The following is a 14,951-nucleotide window of genomic DNA, read 5'->3' as shown; positions in this document are numbered from 1 at the left end:
TTTTACGGAGTTTTTCTGATGGAGTTTTTTTTAGACCCGTCAATCTGGGCTGGCTTGTTAACGTTAGTTATTTTAGAAGTAGTATTAGGGATTGATAATTTAATATTTGTAGCAATTTTATCAGAAAAATTACCTCCTAATCAAAGAGATAAAGCACGTTTAATTGGTTTAGGACTAGCTTTGATTATGCGATTAGCATTATTATCATTGATATCTTGGGTAGTAACACTTAATTCTCCTATTATTAGTAATAATTTTTTTTCTTTGTCAATACGCGATTTGATATTACTTATTGGCGGCTTGTTTCTTTTATTTAAAGCCACAATTGAATTACATGAAAGACTAGAAAATGAAGAACACGAAAATGCAGAAAACAAAAATTATGCTAGTTTTTGGGCTGTAGTAATTCAAATAGTTGTATTAGATGCTGTTTTTTCCTTAGATGCGATAATTACAGCAGTTGGAATGGTAAATCAATTATTAATTATGATGATAGCAGTTATACTAGCTACAATATTAATGTTATTAGCGTCAAAAGCATTGACAAACTTTATTAATATTCACCAAACTGTAGTGGTACTATGTCTTAGTTTTTTATTAATGATTGGTTTTAGTTTGGTTGCAGAAGCGCTAAAATTTTATATTCCAAAGGGCTATTTATATGCAGCAATAGGTTTTTCTATTTTGATCGAGATTTTTAATCAAATTGCTCGTCATAATTTTATGAAAAATCAATCTAGAAAACCTATGAGACAAAGAGCAGCTGAAGCAATTTTACGCTTAATGATAAGAGAAAAAAACAAAAATAAAAAAAGAATAAAAATTGATAATAAAGAAGAAATAGTACTTTCATCTTCCTTAGAAACAGAATCTTTTAAAGATGAAGAAAAATATATGATTAATGGAGTTCTCACTTTAGCTGGTCGATCTATTAAAAGTATTATGACTCCACGAAGTAATATATCTTGGGTAAATACGGAAAAAACAATCGATGAAATTCGATTACAATTATTAGACACACCTCATAGCTTATTTCCTGTTTGCAAAGGTGAACTAGATGAAATTATAGGTATTGTGCGAGCTAAAGAACTATTAGTTGCCATTGAAAAAAATATAGATGTTTACAAATTTGCTTCTCAAATACCACCTATTATAATACCAGATACTCTTGATCCTATAAATTTACTTGGAGTACTGCGTCGAGCTCAAGGTAGTTTTGTAATTGTAAGTAACGAATTCGGTGTCGTTCAAGGATTAATTACACCTTTAGATGTTTTAGAGGCTATAGCAGGCGAATTTCCAGATGCAGATGAAACTCCAGATATTATAAAAGAACAAAATAGTTGGTTAGTTAAAGGAGAAACAGATTTGCATTCTTTACAACAATTACTCAATATTAAAGAACTAATTAAAGAAGACGACTGTGCTTCTTTAGGGGGGTTATTAATTTCTCAAAAAGGTCAATTACCGCTTCCAGGAGAAACAATTTATATTAATTCTTTTTCTTTTCATATTGTTAAAGCTACAGAATATCGTATTGATTTAGTTAGAATAACTAGGAATCAAGATATAAAAAAAGAGTTTTCTCGGTAATTTTTTATTTAAAACAAAATTTGTTATTAAATTTATTTTGAGCAAAATATGTCTGATATAATTTTAGCCATTGATACTTCTATTGATTGTTGTTCAGTTGCTATATACAAAAAAAAAATGATTTATTCATTATCAGAAAACTGTAAAAAAGAACACACTATAAAAATATTACCAATGATTAAAAAGGTATTAATAAATGCAAAGATTACACTAAAAGATTTAAATTATGTAGCTTTTTCAAAAGGACCAGGAAAATTTACTGGAATACGTATTTCAATAGGAGTTGCACAAAGTTTATCTTTAAGTTTAAAAATACCTATATTTGGTGTTTCAACTTTATCCATTTTGGCTGAAAAAGCATGGAGAAAATACAAAAAAAAGAAAATATTAGTAGCAATGAATGCAAAAATAAACCAATTATATTGGGGCGTATATATTAGAAATAGTGCTTTATTATGGACAGGAGAAGAAACAGAATCTTTAATTAAAACAAATGAAATAGAAGATAAAATAAAAAAATTTCAAAAAAATTGGATATTAGTTGGTGATGGATGGGAAAAAATTAAATGGAAAAATTCTTTAAAATTAGAAAAAAAAGAAGTTTTATATCCTAATGCAAAAGATATTATTCCGTTTTGTTTATTGAAAATTAAAAACCAAGAGTTTTTACATTTTACTAAAATAAATAACAATTATTTAGATAATTTATTTTAAAATTATTTGAAAATCAAAAAAATCAATACTGAAGTATTAAATATAATTCAGTATTGATCATATATTTAATTTGATAAAATGTTTTATATAAATTTAATAATATCTTTTATTAATTATTTTAAAAACTTAATCAGGTAAAATAATATTTAATTCTAATACAGAAATATCTTCATTTTTTTGTTCTAACTGTATTGTAACCATATGAGGATCTATATTTACATATTTACAAATTACAGAAAGTATTTCGCGTTTTAACTGTGGTAAGTAATCTGGTTCATTTTTAAATTTTCTTTGTTCTGCAACAATTATTTGTAATCTTTCTTTTGCAACATGAGCTGTGTTTTTGTTCCGGGATAAAAAAAAATCTAATAAAGCCATACCTATCTCCCGAATAAACGTCGTAAAAAACTTTTTTTTTCTTCTTCAATAAAACGGAACTTATGTTTTTCTCCTAATAATCGATTAACTGTATCAAAATAAGCATTTCCTGCATTAGAATTTTGATCTAAAATAATAGATTCACCTTGATTAGATGCTCGTAAAACAGAAGCATCTTCTGGAATTACACCAATAATTGGTATACGCAATATTTCTAAAACATCTTTCATGCTTAACATTTCTCCTTTTTTAACACGTGTCGGATTATAACGTGTTAATAAAAGATATTCCTTTATAGGAGTTATATTTTGTTCAGATCTTCTTGATTTAGATGATATAATGCCTAAGATTCTATCAGAATCTCGAACTGAAGACACCTCTGGATTAGTAGTCACAATAGCTTCATCTGAAAAATATATCGCCAAAATAGCACCAGTTTCAATTCCTGCAGGTGAATCACAAATGATAAAATCAAATTCCATTTTTATCAGTTGATTTAAAACTTTTTCTACTCCTGAATACGTTAATGATTCCTTATCTCTAGTTTGTGATGCTGGTAAAATAAATAAATTATTTGTTTTTTTATCTTTAATCAAAGCTTGCTGAATTTTAGCATCACCTTGAATAACATTAATAAAATCATATACTACTCTACGTTCACATCCCATTATTAAATCTAAATTTCTTAATCCTATATCAAAATCTATAACAACTGTTTTTTTCCCTTTTTGTGCTAAACCAGTTGCAATAGCAGCACTTGAAGTGGTTTTACCTACACCTCCTTTCCCTGAAGTAACTACAATAATCCGTGTCATATAAAAATTTCCTAAAAAAACAGACTTAACTGAGAGAATTAATAGTTAAAAATTTATTTTTTAAGTAAATTTGGGCTGATTTTCCAACAAAATGTGATGGTATTTGATCTGATAACCAATATTGACCTGATACTGATATCAATTCAGCAAATAATGTGGTACAAAATATTTTACTTGTTATATCTCCGTTAGCACCAGCAAGTACTCTTCCTCGAACTGAACCGTAAATATGAATATTACCATCAGCAACTAATTCTGCTCCAGCACTTACATTATTTATTACTACTAAATCAGAATATTTAGCATAGATTTTTTGTCCTGAACGAACAGGTGTATTTATAACGTGAGTTTTTTCTATTTTTTTAACTCGTTCTCGCTGTTCGTTTTTTATTTTCTTTAAATTACAAGTATTATAAAAAGAATTTAAATCTTGATTCATATTAGTTTTTTTAGCTTCTAATAAAACAGGCAATCCTGATTCAATAATAATTTTTTTAAAATAATTATCTTTACATCCACTTACGCCTACAATATAAAAACCATGTGCAATAATAACTTCCTGTATTTTTTTCCAATTTACTTGACTTAGCAAATTTGATACATTAACAATAATAGGGGCATTTTTAAAGAATTGAGGATATTCTTGAATTTTTTTATATAGCGATTTATTGATTAAATCTATATTATTAGTGTTTAAATATAGTACTAATAATGTAAAATTGCTACCTTTCAGTTCAATAGGCATTTTTTGCATATATATTGCTCAATAATATTTAATTATATGCACATGAAATATAAATTATATTTTTATATTAAAAAATTAAAAAATAATAAGTTTGATTAAATTATAATATAAATGTTATATGATAACAATTTCTATTTTTTTTAAAATTGTTAAAAGTGAAAAATACCTTGACTAAAATAAAATTAAATCAATTTATAATTTTATAAAAGAACGCTATAGTTTAAATTTATTTATTTTGAATTTATTAAAACTTTACAATTTAAAGAGAACAAATATTGATATTTTCTAAAAATAGCAAACTTATACTACGTCATCAAAAAATTTTTAAAAATAAAAAAGTTTTTTTTTCAGGTAATATAGAAGATCAATTACCTATACATTTATTAACTATAAAAACTAAAATACATCTTCAAAAGAATCAAATTTTAAAAAAAACAGATGATAACAAAAATATTACTTTTTATCGTCAATTATTAGTTTCGCAAGCTACCGTTAAAGACTATAATACATTAATTTATTTTTGGCCTAAAAACAAATCTGAAGCAAAATTTCAATTATTTAATATACTATCCTATTTTCCTATTAAAAGTGAAATTTTTATTGTAGGAGGAAATTCAAGTGGAGTAAAAAGTGCAAAGTTAATATTAGAAGAATGGATTAAATTAAATAAAGTAGATAATGCAAATCATTCTATTTTAATGTCGGGTATTCTGATTAACAAAAAAAAATTTGTATTAGAAAAATTTTTTAACACACATATTTGGAAAAATTTAATTATAAAATCCCTACCGGGCGTTTTTGGTCATAAAAAAATAGACGAAGGTAGCAAACTTCTTGCATCTACTTTTTCTAAAAAAATTAATGGAAAAATATTAGATGTTGGATGTGGATCGGGGTTTTTATCAGTATCTTTATTAAGAAAATCACCTAATTGTCTTTTAACAATGATAGATAGAAAGATATCTGCATTAATATCAAGTCAAGCTACTCTTGATGCAAATTTTTTTAAGGGAGAAATTTTATCAAGTGATATTTATTCAAATGTTTTTAATAAATTTGACATGATTATTTCTAATCCACCTTTTCATAATGATCTAAAAACGAATTTTAATATAACAAAAAAAATAATATTTGATTCTATAAAATACTTAAAAAAAAATGGAGAATTAAGATTTGTTACAAATCAATGTTTTAGTTATGATTTTTACTTAAAAGAAGTTTTTTCCGATTTTTTTATAATGAAAAAAAATAATAAATATAAAGTATATCAAGCTTTTTTAAAAAAAAGATTTTAATTTTTTGGTACCCGGAGCGGGACTTGAACCCGCAAAGCTTTAAAAGCCGAGGGATTTTAAGTCCCTTGTGTCTACCAATTTCACCATCCGGGCTTTTTTTTGAAATTGTTTATAGGCGTATCCCGGAATCGAACCGGGTTATACGGATTTGCAATCCGCTACATAGCCAATCTGTCAACACGCCTTTATTTAAATACATTATAGAAAAAAAAAAACAAAATTACAAACAAAATTTTATTAATAAAATATTTAAATTGTAAAAATAAAAAAATATCTTTACATTAAGTCATATAATGTTCTACTATTAGAAAGTATTTTATATATTTTTTTTAATTCATTTTTTATTTGGAGAGGTGGCCGAGTGGTTTAAGGCAGCGGTCTTGAAAACCGCCGATGAGAAATCATCCGAGAGTTCGAATCTCTCTCTCTCCGAAAAAATAAAAATACAGACTAAAATTAAACAACATCTCCCTAAAAAATATTTTTATATTTAAATATTTTACTAATCAGACAAAACTTCAATTTCTACACGACGATCAGGTGCTAAACAACTAATTAATAAAGGTCTACTAGATATATCTTTACATATCTGATTAGTTAAAGGAAATTCATTTCCCATCCCTTGAATAGTTATTTTATCTTGAGAAATACCATGTGAAGTAAAATAATTTTTAATACTATATGCACGGTCTTCAGATAATTTTTGATTATATTCTTTGTTTCCTATTCTATCAGCATGGCCAGATAACATAATAAAAACATTTTTTGATTTAATATTTTTTATTTTATTGTTTAATTGCTGTAATTTGTCATTAGATATAGGTTTTAGTTCTGTACTATTAAAGGGAAAATTAATATTTTCATTAAGTGCAACATATTGCTTATTTGATGATTCAGGAATATACGAATAAAATATGTCATTTATATGAGATTTTCCAAATTTCCATCCAAAAGAAAGAACAAAGTCTCCTAAGATAGGTTTCATAGATAAATTCATTATTTTTTCAACATTACTTTTCCAAGTATAATCTAATCTAGTAATAAATTTTTCATTAAAAATATATTCAGCTCCTAAAGATACATTAGGAAGCAATGTACTTTTTTTAGTAAAGATATTTTTTAAATCTTCTTTAGAAGATAAATTGTCCCAAAACATCATTCCACCTAATTGAGTATAAACATTAAAATCATCTGTTATGGGATATGAGAATTTTGTAGCAAGTTGAATACTGTTAGGTTGTGTATTTTTTGCATTTTTTTGAAGAATTAAGTGAGGAGAAAATCCTGTTGTATCATTTTCTATTTCAAAAGAAAAATATGGATTAAATTTATAACCTAAAAACAATCCAAAAACAGGTGCACCTGACTTATCTTTTATATCATTCTTTGTAACTTCTTTACTTTTATATTCAAGAATATTAAAATTAGACCATCCCATTTTGGTACCTAAATACCAACCATCGTTTTCTTTTGCTTCAACACCAGTAACTAAGCTTACTAATAAAAAAATAATAGTAAGAGCTTGTTTTTTCATTTGAAACTCCGTTTTTTTAATTAGAAAATAATAAAAAATATATATAATTTTTTACGTATTTGATAGAAAAAGATTTATAAAATCGAATTATATTATAAATAATACATTATTATAAATAACATATTTAAATTAATTTTATTAGTATAAAATTAATTTTTTTGAAATATCTTATGGGAATAATGTAACAAACGTATTCCTAAAAAGTATAAAGTAATTAAATATACTATTCCAGAAATTAATAAAATAGTAAATAAACGCATTATTTTATCAAAAAATGAACCAACCTTCCAAGAAGGAATAAAATATAGCATAAAAATTAAAAAAAATGTCATAACTAATATTGCAATTAATAAACGACAAATAAAAATAAAATCATTAAATTTAAAATCAACTATTTTTTTTTGATATAATTTTCGATAAAGTAAAAAAAAGTTTATCCAACTAGCTATACTACAAGATAAAGCAAGACCTGAATGTTGAAAGTAAAAAATTAAACATGGATTCATTAATTGCGTTAAAAACAATGTTAAAATTGAAATTCGCATTGGAACATTTACTTCTTGATGAGCATAAAAAGATGAAACTAAAATCTTAACCAAGATAAAAGACACCAATCCAAAAGAATATAATTCTAGTGCTTTCTGCGTCATTAAAACATCAAAATCTGTAAATTTTCCGTATTGAAATAAAATAATAACTAATGGTTTTGAAAATACAAATAATATAACAGAAATAGGTAAAGATAAAATTAAACCAAAACGAATTCCCCAATTAAGCAATTTTTTATATTCTGATTTATTGCTATTTGAATAACTGCTAGAAAAAGATGTAAATAAAATTGTACTCAACGATACCCCTATAATACCTATTGGAAACTCAATGAGTCGATCAGCATAATACATCCAAGATATTGAACCAGAATTTAATAAAGAGCTAAAAACAGTATTCAAGATTAAAGAAATTTGATTAGCACAAGAACCTAAAATAGAAGGTCCCATTTTTCTTAAAACTTTTAAGATACCAATATTTTTAAAACTAATATTAGGAAAAACTAACATATTTATTTTATACAAATATGGGAATTGATAAAATAGCTGAAAAATTCCACCTATAATAACAGACCATGCCAAAGAAATGATAGAAGGTTCACAATAAGCATTAAAAAAAAATGGAAATAATATAATACTAATATTTAAAAGACTAGGAGAAAAAGAGGGAATAAAAAAATAATTATAGCTATTCAAAATAGATGAACATAATGATGACAAAGAAATAAATAAAATATAAGGAAACATAATCCTTAACAATGTACAAGACAATTTTAATTTTTCAGGTGATTCGGAAAATCCTGGAGCACTAATGATAATAAGATAATCAGAAAAAATTATTCCTAAAATTACAATAATAGTTAAAATTAATATAATTAAACCGCATATAGACCTAATAAATTCTTGTATATACTCTTTATCTTTTTTTAATTTATAATTTATTAAAGTAGGAACAAAAGATTGAGCAAATGCACCTTCAGCAAAAATTCGACGTAATAGATTAGGAATTTTAAAAGCTATAAAAAAAGCATCAGTAAACATAGAAGCTCCAAACATATGAGCAATTAAAAGATCACGAAAAAAACCTAATGCACGTGATATTAATGTCATTACACTTACTGATATTAAAGATTTTAGAATATTCATTTGAAATTAACCTAACCTATGAGGTTAAAATATTGTAATTATGATTTAAAATTAATTTTTAAAAAATAAATATCTTTACTTGTAAGGTATTTTTAATAAAAAAAATGTTAATATTAAATTATTTTTTATATTAATTAAATACAAAATGTCTAAATTTTTAAAAAAAATCACAATTATAAAACCTGATGATTGGCATGTTCACTTAAGAGATAATGAAATTTTAAAAAAAGTTTCTCAATATACTGGAAAATTTTATCAACGTGCAATAATTATGCCTAATCTTGATCAACCTATTACAAATTGTTTTAGATCAATTTCCTATCGTCGTAGAATTTTAAATTCTATGAAATCAAATACTCAATTTCAACCATTAATGGTCTGTTATTTAACAGAAAAAACTTCTCCTCAAGAATTAAAAAAAGGTTTTTCTGAAAAAATATTTGTAGGAGCAAAATTATATCCAAACTATTCTACAACTAATTCAAAATACGGTGTAAAAAATATTCACGATATTTATCATCTTTTAAGGATTATGGAAAAAATAAAAATGCCATTGCTTATTCATGGAGAAGAAATAGATCCAAATATTGATATATATGATAGAGAAGCAAAATTTATTAAAAATACATTAAAACCCTTACGTAAGAAATTTCCAGAATTAAAAATAATACTAGAACATGTTACCACAGAAGAAGCTGTATCTTACATTGAAGAATCTGATTCTATATATTTAGCTGGTACTATTACACCACATCATTTAATGCTAAATAGAAATAATATGTTTATTAATGGAATTCAACCATATCTTTATTGTTTACCTATTTTAAAAAGAAAAAAACACCAAATAGCTTTGAGAACTGCTATATCAAGTGGTAGTAAACATTTTTTTTTAGGAAGTGATACAGCCCCACACTTTCATAAAAATAAAATTAATATTTTTGGTTGTGCAGGTATATTTAATGCTCCATCTTCCTTATTATGTTACGTTAGCGTTTTTGAAGAAATGAATTCGTTAAAACATTTACAGTCTTTTTGTTCCGAAAATGGACCTAATTTTTATAATATGCCAATTAATAAAGAAACTATCACACTTGTTAAAAAACCTCATAAAATTTTAAAAAAAATTAATATTGGAAATAACTTTATTATTCCTTTTTTAGCTGGAGAAAAATTAGATTGGTCTATTGAAAAATAAAAATAAATTTTTAATTTTCTAAATTACCATCAATATCATATATAGTATTATTTTTATTTGATTTATATGTTTGAAAAATATTTAAAAAATGTTGATTTAAATAAAATTTTTGATTTAAAATCATTTTATTTTTTATATTTTTTTTCCTCAGCAAACAACATTTGGAAATAATTTCACTCCAACATTGATTTAATTCATTAAATTGAAAATAGGGTGGGAAAATACTATATTTCTTTTCAAGAAATAATTTTTTTTCTTTTAAAGATGCTATTTTCATTAAAAAAAACTCTTTTTTTTCTATAATTAACTCTATTTTTTCTATATTAGTTTTAGATTTTGATAAAAGATCATGTTCTTGGTTCATTAAATTTTCTAGGGAAACAAGATTTTCTTGCATCTCTTTAACTAAATTAATTAATTCTTTCATTTTTTTTACAATACTTATCTTTAAATTTATATATATAATTTTTTTATTTGATTTTTATAAAAAAACTATGACTTCACCATTTTTATCAATCATACCGGTTAAAACTTTACCATTTTTTATTTGTACGCGTATCTTCTGTTTTTTCACCCCATTGCTTAAAGCTTTTCCTAAAAAAACCACTTCGAAATCAATCCCTTTCATTTTTACAGTAACTTGTTGATTGATTTTAACTAACCAATAGGGGCGAGTCATAAAAGAAGTAATAGGTTGAAAAGGAAAAATATCACGTAAATTAACTCTATTAATAACATCTTTTTTATTAAGATATGTACTACGAGGTAACGTATCTAAACGTCCTACCATTTTTTTTAAATCTCCATCTCTTATTCTTGTGCCTCTAGGTATTTTTTTCTTGGCTATAATATATTCTCCTTCTACTTGTAATTCAACTTGTAAATATTGATGTTGAGCCCCACAAATTAGAATAATATCAACTATTCCAAAATTGTGATTATTATTTACCAATGAAAAAATAGGTTTTTTACACAATATTTTTTTTTTTAGTGGAGTATGTATTATTGTTTTTATATTTTTTGTTTTAAGAGTATATTCTTTTTTAAAAAAATCGTTTAATTGATCACTTAAATTATACGCATTAGCTTTAAAAGACTTAAAAGATAAAAAAAATATGAATAAACAAAAAAATATTTTTATTAGTTTCATTTATTTCCTTAATTATCGAGTAATATAAATTAATATTAAACTTACCAAGACTGTTTAATAAGTATATTATATTTTTTAAGGTTCTTTTCTTGATACAAAATATCTAATAAATGTATAATATAAATTTATTCAATAGGGTAACATTTTTAAAATATATAATATAATTATATTATAATTGTATAAAAAATTTTATTTAATACTACATAATTTAACATTTGGGAAATATTTTTTTCTTTATCAAAAACAAATAACATTATATCTTTCATAAAAATATTAGGAATAGAAAATGTTTAATAAAATAAATAAAATACTTGATTTTAATCAAAATTTATTAAATTTTTATGCTAAAAGAGAAGAAATTTTATCATCAAACATAGCAAATGCAGATACACCAAACTATAAATCAATAGATATCAGTTTCAAAGATGAAATTAAAAAAATAATTAAAAAAAATAATTCTGGTATTACATTAAAAAAAACCTCATCACATCATTTAAATCCAAAAAAAAATAATTTTTTTACATTTGAAATTAAACCTATATTAAATAAAGAAATCTCATCAAACGGCAATACAGTAGACATGAATCGAGAAAGAATCGAATTTATAAAAAATACTTTGAAATATGAAGAAAATTTAGTTTTTATAAAAAATGAAATTAAAAATATAATGAATGTATTAAAAGGATAAAAAATTATGTCTTTATTAAATATACTTAATATCGCTGGTTCAGCCATGACTGCTCAGTCAAAAAAAATAAATGTTATTGCTAGTAATTTAGCTAATGCAGAAAGTATAGTATGCAAAGATGGAAAATTTTATCCATATATTGCAAAAAAAGTTATTTTTAAATTAGATCCATTAAAAAATTCTTTAATTGGTGGAGTAAAAGTTTTTTCTATAGTAAATGATCCTAATCCAATAAAATTAATATATGATCCAAATAATCCCCTATCTAATAAAAAAGGATATGTTTTACAAACTAATGTAAATCCAGTTACAGAAACAATAAATCATATTTCAGCTTCGAGAAGTTATCAAGCTAATATAGAAGTAGTAAAAACTGCAAAATCTATGATAATGAAAACATTATCAATTGGAGAATAAGGAAGAAGAAATGAATACTGTAAATATTAATTCTTCCATCAATAACAATATTATTGAAAATAATAATTCTAATGCACTAGATTTACAAAAAAACTTTTTAAGTTTATTAATGGCACAAATTAAAAATCAAGATCCTACAGATCCTATCAAAAACACTGAATTAACATCACAATTAGCTCAAATTAACACAGCAACTGGAATTGAAAAATTAAATAATACTGTTGGAAAATTTTCTAATAAAATTAATCAAAGCCAAAATATACAAGTCTCTGCATTAATTGGACATCATGTAATGATACCTAGTTCTCAAATTGTACATACCGAAGGTATCGAAACAAAGTTTGGAATGGAATTGATTAATGACACAACAAAGGTGAACATAAAAATAACAGATGATAAAGGACAAATTATATACGTTAAAGAAATGGAAAACTTAAAATCTGGTATATATGGTTTTATATGGGACGGTAAAAATTTAGACAGAGAAGAAATGAAAACTGCAAAATATAATGTCACTGTTGTAGCTAAAAACAAGAACAAAGAAGTTCCTGTACAAGTTTTAAGCGAAGCTTTAGTAAATAGTATTATTACTTCCTCAATCGATCCAATTATTGATTTAGGAGCAATGGGCACTACAACATTATCAAAGATTCGTAAAATTCTTAAATAAAGATAATTCAATTTGACAAAAATTTTATATATAAAATTATTAAGGAACAAATTATATGTCAATTATAGAAGCTATCAATGGATTAATGATTAATAATGATTATATAGATATTGTCTCGAATAATATAGCAAATGCTTCTACTATTGGATTTAAATCTAGTACTCCTTCATTTTTTGATATAGTTTCTCATTCATTTTATTCTAATCAAATAACTAAATCTGGTGCTGGAATTTCGAATTTAGTTCAAAATTTCAGTGATGGAGTATTGGTTCAAACAGATAGAGATTTAGATTTAGGTATTGTAAGAGATGGTTTTTTTCGAGTTTTAGATTCTAAAGGTTATGTACATTATACAAGAAATGGTCATTTTTTACTTGATAAAAATAAAAATATTGTTAATGCACAGGGGATGTACTTAACTGGACAAAATCAATTTGATTTAAAAAATGATTTAAATAATGTATCTAATCTCGAACCTATTAATTTAAGAAAATCTGATTTATTAAGAGCAAAAGCAACAAATCAAATTAAATTAAAAGCTAATTTAATAAAAGATATTGGTTCTACAAATAGTATAACTGGAACTAATGATGATATTTCTAATACAGAAATACATAATATTACTATTTATGATAAAAATAAAAATCCTCAAGAATTAAATATCTCTTTTAATAAAATTGATGATAGTCAATGGAACCTAAATATAAAATTAAGTGATAAAAAAATTCCAGTTGATGAAATCATCAATAATAATTTTATTTTAAAATTTGATTCTGAAGGTAAATTGATATCTGACTCTTCTTTGCGGATTAAATCAAAAAATTCTAAAAATCTTGTTTTAGATGAAATCACGTTAAATATAGAATGCGCTCTTAAAAAATCAGAAACCGATACTGCTTCAATAGAATTATCTCAAAATGGATATTCAGAAGGTTCTTTAAAACATTTTGAAATTTTAAATAATGGTGAAATTATTGGACAATATACAAACGAACAAGAGCAAAAAATAGGGCAAATATTTTTATCAAAATTTATCAATCCAGAAAAATTAAAACCTGAAAGTGGTAGCATTTGGTCAGCAACAAATGAAGCGGGAAAGGAAAAAATCGGAGCAGCTGGAGACCAGGGTTTTGGTGTGTTATACACAAAATCTTTAGAAGCATCAAACGTTGATTTAAATAAAGAACTGATTAATATGATTGTTGCACAACGTAATTATCAATCTAGTGCTCAAGCTTTTAAAACAGAAGACAAAATAATCAATACATTAGTTAATTTAAAATAATTTTACAATCAAATTGGATAATCTAATGGAAAAAGCAATATATGAATCTATGAATGCTGCTATTAAATTATTAGATAAACAAGCAGTTATTGCAAATAATTTAGCAAATATATCTACAGTAGGTTTTAAAGAATCATTTAATCTTTTTATAAAAGATAAAAACGTTCAAAATTTATATAAAACATATAATCAAAATGTAAAAGAATATTATAATTTATATCCCGGAACTTTAATTCATACTCAAAGAAAGTTAGATTTAGTTGTTAAAGATAATGGTTGGCTAGCGATAAAAGATATAAATGGTCAAGAAGCATATACAAAAAATGGTCATATGAAAATAAATCAAGAAGGAAAACTCACTGTTCAAAATTATGAAGTGATAGGAAATAATGGAAACATAAAAATACCAAATGATATAAATTTAAAAATTTCATCTAATGGTATAATTAAAAAGGTCAAGAAAACTAAAGATAGTATTATCGAATCAACAATAGGTTCATTAAAATTAGTACGACTACCAAATAATAATCTTGTACAAAAAGAAAATGGTTTGTTTTATCTTAAAAAAGATAATTTAAATCAATATAAAAATGTTCTTCATGATGGCAGTGTACGCATACAACCAGAAATGTTGGAAGCAAGTAATGTGAATCCAACAAAAAATATGATTGATATGATTTCAAATGCTAGACAATTTGAGATGAATATGAAAATTATATCCGTGTGTGATCAAAATACAGAATATGCAAATCAATTATTTAATATTAACAATTAAGTT

Annotated in this window: 16 protein-coding genes and 3 tRNA genes; 10 read left to right on the top strand and 9 right to left on the bottom strand. The window is 24.2% G+C overall.

All coding sequences use genetic code 11. The features are described 5' to 3' along the window. The first annotated feature begins 18 nt into the window (after positions 1–18). Positions 19–1,593: a TerC family protein gene (locus QZ401_RS01825; RefSeq protein WP_295164413.1), complete on the top strand. Its 1,575-nt coding sequence runs from the start codon at positions 19–21 to the stop codon at positions 1,591–1,593. A 48-nt stretch (positions 1,594–1,641) separates the two neighbouring features. Further along, positions 1,642–2,307 carry a tRNA (adenosine(37)-N6)-threonylcarbamoyltransferase complex dimerization subunit type 1 TsaB gene (tsaB, locus tag QZ401_RS01820; RefSeq protein ID WP_295164409.1) on the top strand — a complete coding sequence of 222 codons (666 nt, stop codon included), beginning with the start codon at positions 1,642–1,644 and terminating at the stop codon, positions 2,305–2,307. A 126-nt stretch (positions 2,308–2,433) separates the two neighbouring features. Here the strand turns inward: tsaB and minE are convergent, their stop codons facing one another. From minE to minC, 3 genes are read right to left on the bottom strand one after another with little or no spacing between them, the layout of a single operon-like run. Further along, positions 2,434–2,685, bottom strand: a complete 252-nt coding sequence (gene minE, locus QZ401_RS01815; RefSeq protein ID WP_295164407.1) for a cell division topological specificity factor MinE — start codon at positions 2,683–2,685, stop codon at positions 2,434–2,436. Between the two features lie 2 nt (positions 2,686–2,687). Beyond that, positions 2,688–3,500: a septum site-determining protein MinD gene (minD, locus tag QZ401_RS01810; RefSeq protein WP_295164404.1), complete on the bottom strand. Its 813-nt coding sequence runs from the start codon at positions 3,498–3,500 to the stop codon at positions 2,688–2,690. Positions 3,501–3,525: 25 nt separating this feature from the next. Beyond that, positions 3,526–4,254, bottom strand: a complete 729-nt coding sequence (gene minC / locus QZ401_RS01805) for a septum site-determining protein MinC (protein WP_295164402.1) — start codon at positions 4,252–4,254, stop codon at positions 3,526–3,528. A gap of 266 nt (positions 4,255–4,520) precedes the next feature. Between minC and rsmC the strand changes: the two genes are divergently transcribed. Then, positions 4,521–5,540, top strand: a complete 1,020-nt coding sequence (rsmC, locus tag QZ401_RS01800; RefSeq protein ID WP_295164401.1) for a 16S rRNA (guanine(1207)-N(2))-methyltransferase RsmC — start codon at positions 4,521–4,523, stop codon at positions 5,538–5,540. A gap of 5 nt (positions 5,541–5,545) precedes the next feature. Here the strand turns inward: rsmC and QZ401_RS01795 are convergent. Together QZ401_RS01795 and QZ401_RS01790 are read right to left on the bottom strand one after the other, a co-directional pair. Next, positions 5,546–5,633: transfer RNA gene (locus QZ401_RS01795), tRNA-Leu, on the bottom strand. Between the two features lie 20 nt (positions 5,634–5,653). Beyond that, positions 5,654–5,724 (bottom strand) — tRNA-Cys (locus tag QZ401_RS01790). Between the two features lie 163 nt (positions 5,725–5,887). Between QZ401_RS01790 and QZ401_RS01785 the strand changes: the two genes are divergently transcribed. Beyond that, a tRNA-Ser gene (locus QZ401_RS01785) sits at positions 5,888–5,972 on the top strand. Positions 5,973–6,042: 70 nt separating this feature from the next. Here the strand turns inward: QZ401_RS01785 and QZ401_RS01780 are convergent. Both QZ401_RS01780 and murJ read right to left on the bottom strand, forming a co-directional pair. Next, positions 6,043–7,074, bottom strand: coding sequence for an OmpA family protein (locus tag QZ401_RS01780; RefSeq protein ID WP_295164400.1), 1,032 nt, complete (start codon positions 7,072–7,074; stop codon positions 6,043–6,045). A gap of 149 nt (positions 7,075–7,223) precedes the next feature. Then, entirely contained in the window at positions 7,224–8,768 is a 1,545-nt protein-coding gene (gene murJ / locus QZ401_RS01775) for a murein biosynthesis integral membrane protein MurJ (RefSeq protein ID WP_295164398.1), read from the bottom strand. 145 nt (positions 8,769–8,913) lie between these two features. Here murJ and pyrC point away from each other — a divergent pair, with 145 nt between their 5' ends. Further along, on the top strand, positions 8,914–9,963 hold the full coding sequence (gene pyrC / locus QZ401_RS01770; protein ID WP_295164396.1) for a dihydroorotase: 1,050 nt from the start codon (positions 8,914–8,916) through the stop codon (positions 9,961–9,963). 10 nt (positions 9,964–9,973) lie between these two features. On the opposite strand, the gene flgN is transcribed toward pyrC, so the two are convergent. Together flgN and flgA are read right to left on the bottom strand one after the other, a co-directional pair. Further along, entirely contained in the window at positions 9,974–10,390 is a 417-nt protein-coding gene (flgN, locus tag QZ401_RS01765) for a flagellar export chaperone FlgN (RefSeq protein ID WP_295164394.1), read from the bottom strand. A gap of 54 nt (positions 10,391–10,444) precedes the next feature. Then, complete coding sequence (flgA, locus tag QZ401_RS01760) at positions 10,445–11,113, bottom strand: flagellar basal body P-ring formation chaperone FlgA (protein ID WP_295164393.1); 669 nt, start codon at positions 11,111–11,113, stop codon at positions 10,445–10,447. 286 nt (positions 11,114–11,399) lie between these two features. Between flgA and flgB the strand changes: the two genes are divergently transcribed. From flgB to flgF, 5 genes are read left to right on the top strand one after another with little or no spacing between them, the layout of a single operon-like run. Next, positions 11,400–11,801: a flagellar basal body rod protein FlgB gene (gene flgB, locus QZ401_RS01755; protein WP_295164391.1), complete on the top strand. Its 402-nt coding sequence runs from the start codon at positions 11,400–11,402 to the stop codon at positions 11,799–11,801. Between the two features lie 6 nt (positions 11,802–11,807). Further along, positions 11,808–12,218, top strand: coding sequence for a flagellar basal body rod protein FlgC (gene flgC / locus QZ401_RS01750; protein ID WP_295164389.1), 411 nt, complete (start codon positions 11,808–11,810; stop codon positions 12,216–12,218). 10 nt (positions 12,219–12,228) lie between these two features. Further along, a complete protein-coding gene (locus tag QZ401_RS01745) occupies positions 12,229–12,888 on the top strand; it encodes a flagellar hook assembly protein FlgD (protein ID WP_295164388.1) in 660 nt (219 codons plus the stop codon). 55 nt (positions 12,889–12,943) lie between these two features. Next, positions 12,944–14,173 (top strand): flagellar hook protein FlgE, encoded by a 1,230-nt coding sequence (locus QZ401_RS01740; protein ID WP_295164387.1) that lies wholly within the window; start codon positions 12,944–12,946, stop codon positions 14,171–14,173. A gap of 25 nt (positions 14,174–14,198) precedes the next feature. Further along, positions 14,199–14,948 carry a flagellar basal-body rod protein FlgF gene (gene flgF / locus QZ401_RS01735; protein WP_295164385.1) on the top strand — a complete coding sequence of 250 codons (750 nt, stop codon included), beginning with the start codon at positions 14,199–14,201 and terminating at the stop codon, positions 14,946–14,948. The last annotated feature ends 3 nt before the right edge of the window (positions 14,949–14,951 follow it).

The organism is uncultured Buchnera sp. (assembly GCF_913776765.1).
GTDB lineage: Bacteria > Pseudomonadota > Gammaproteobacteria > Enterobacterales > Enterobacteriaceae > Buchnera > Buchnera aphidicola_AO.
Note: the sequence above shows the minus strand (reverse complement) of the source record. Positions and strands in the feature narration are given on the sequence as shown.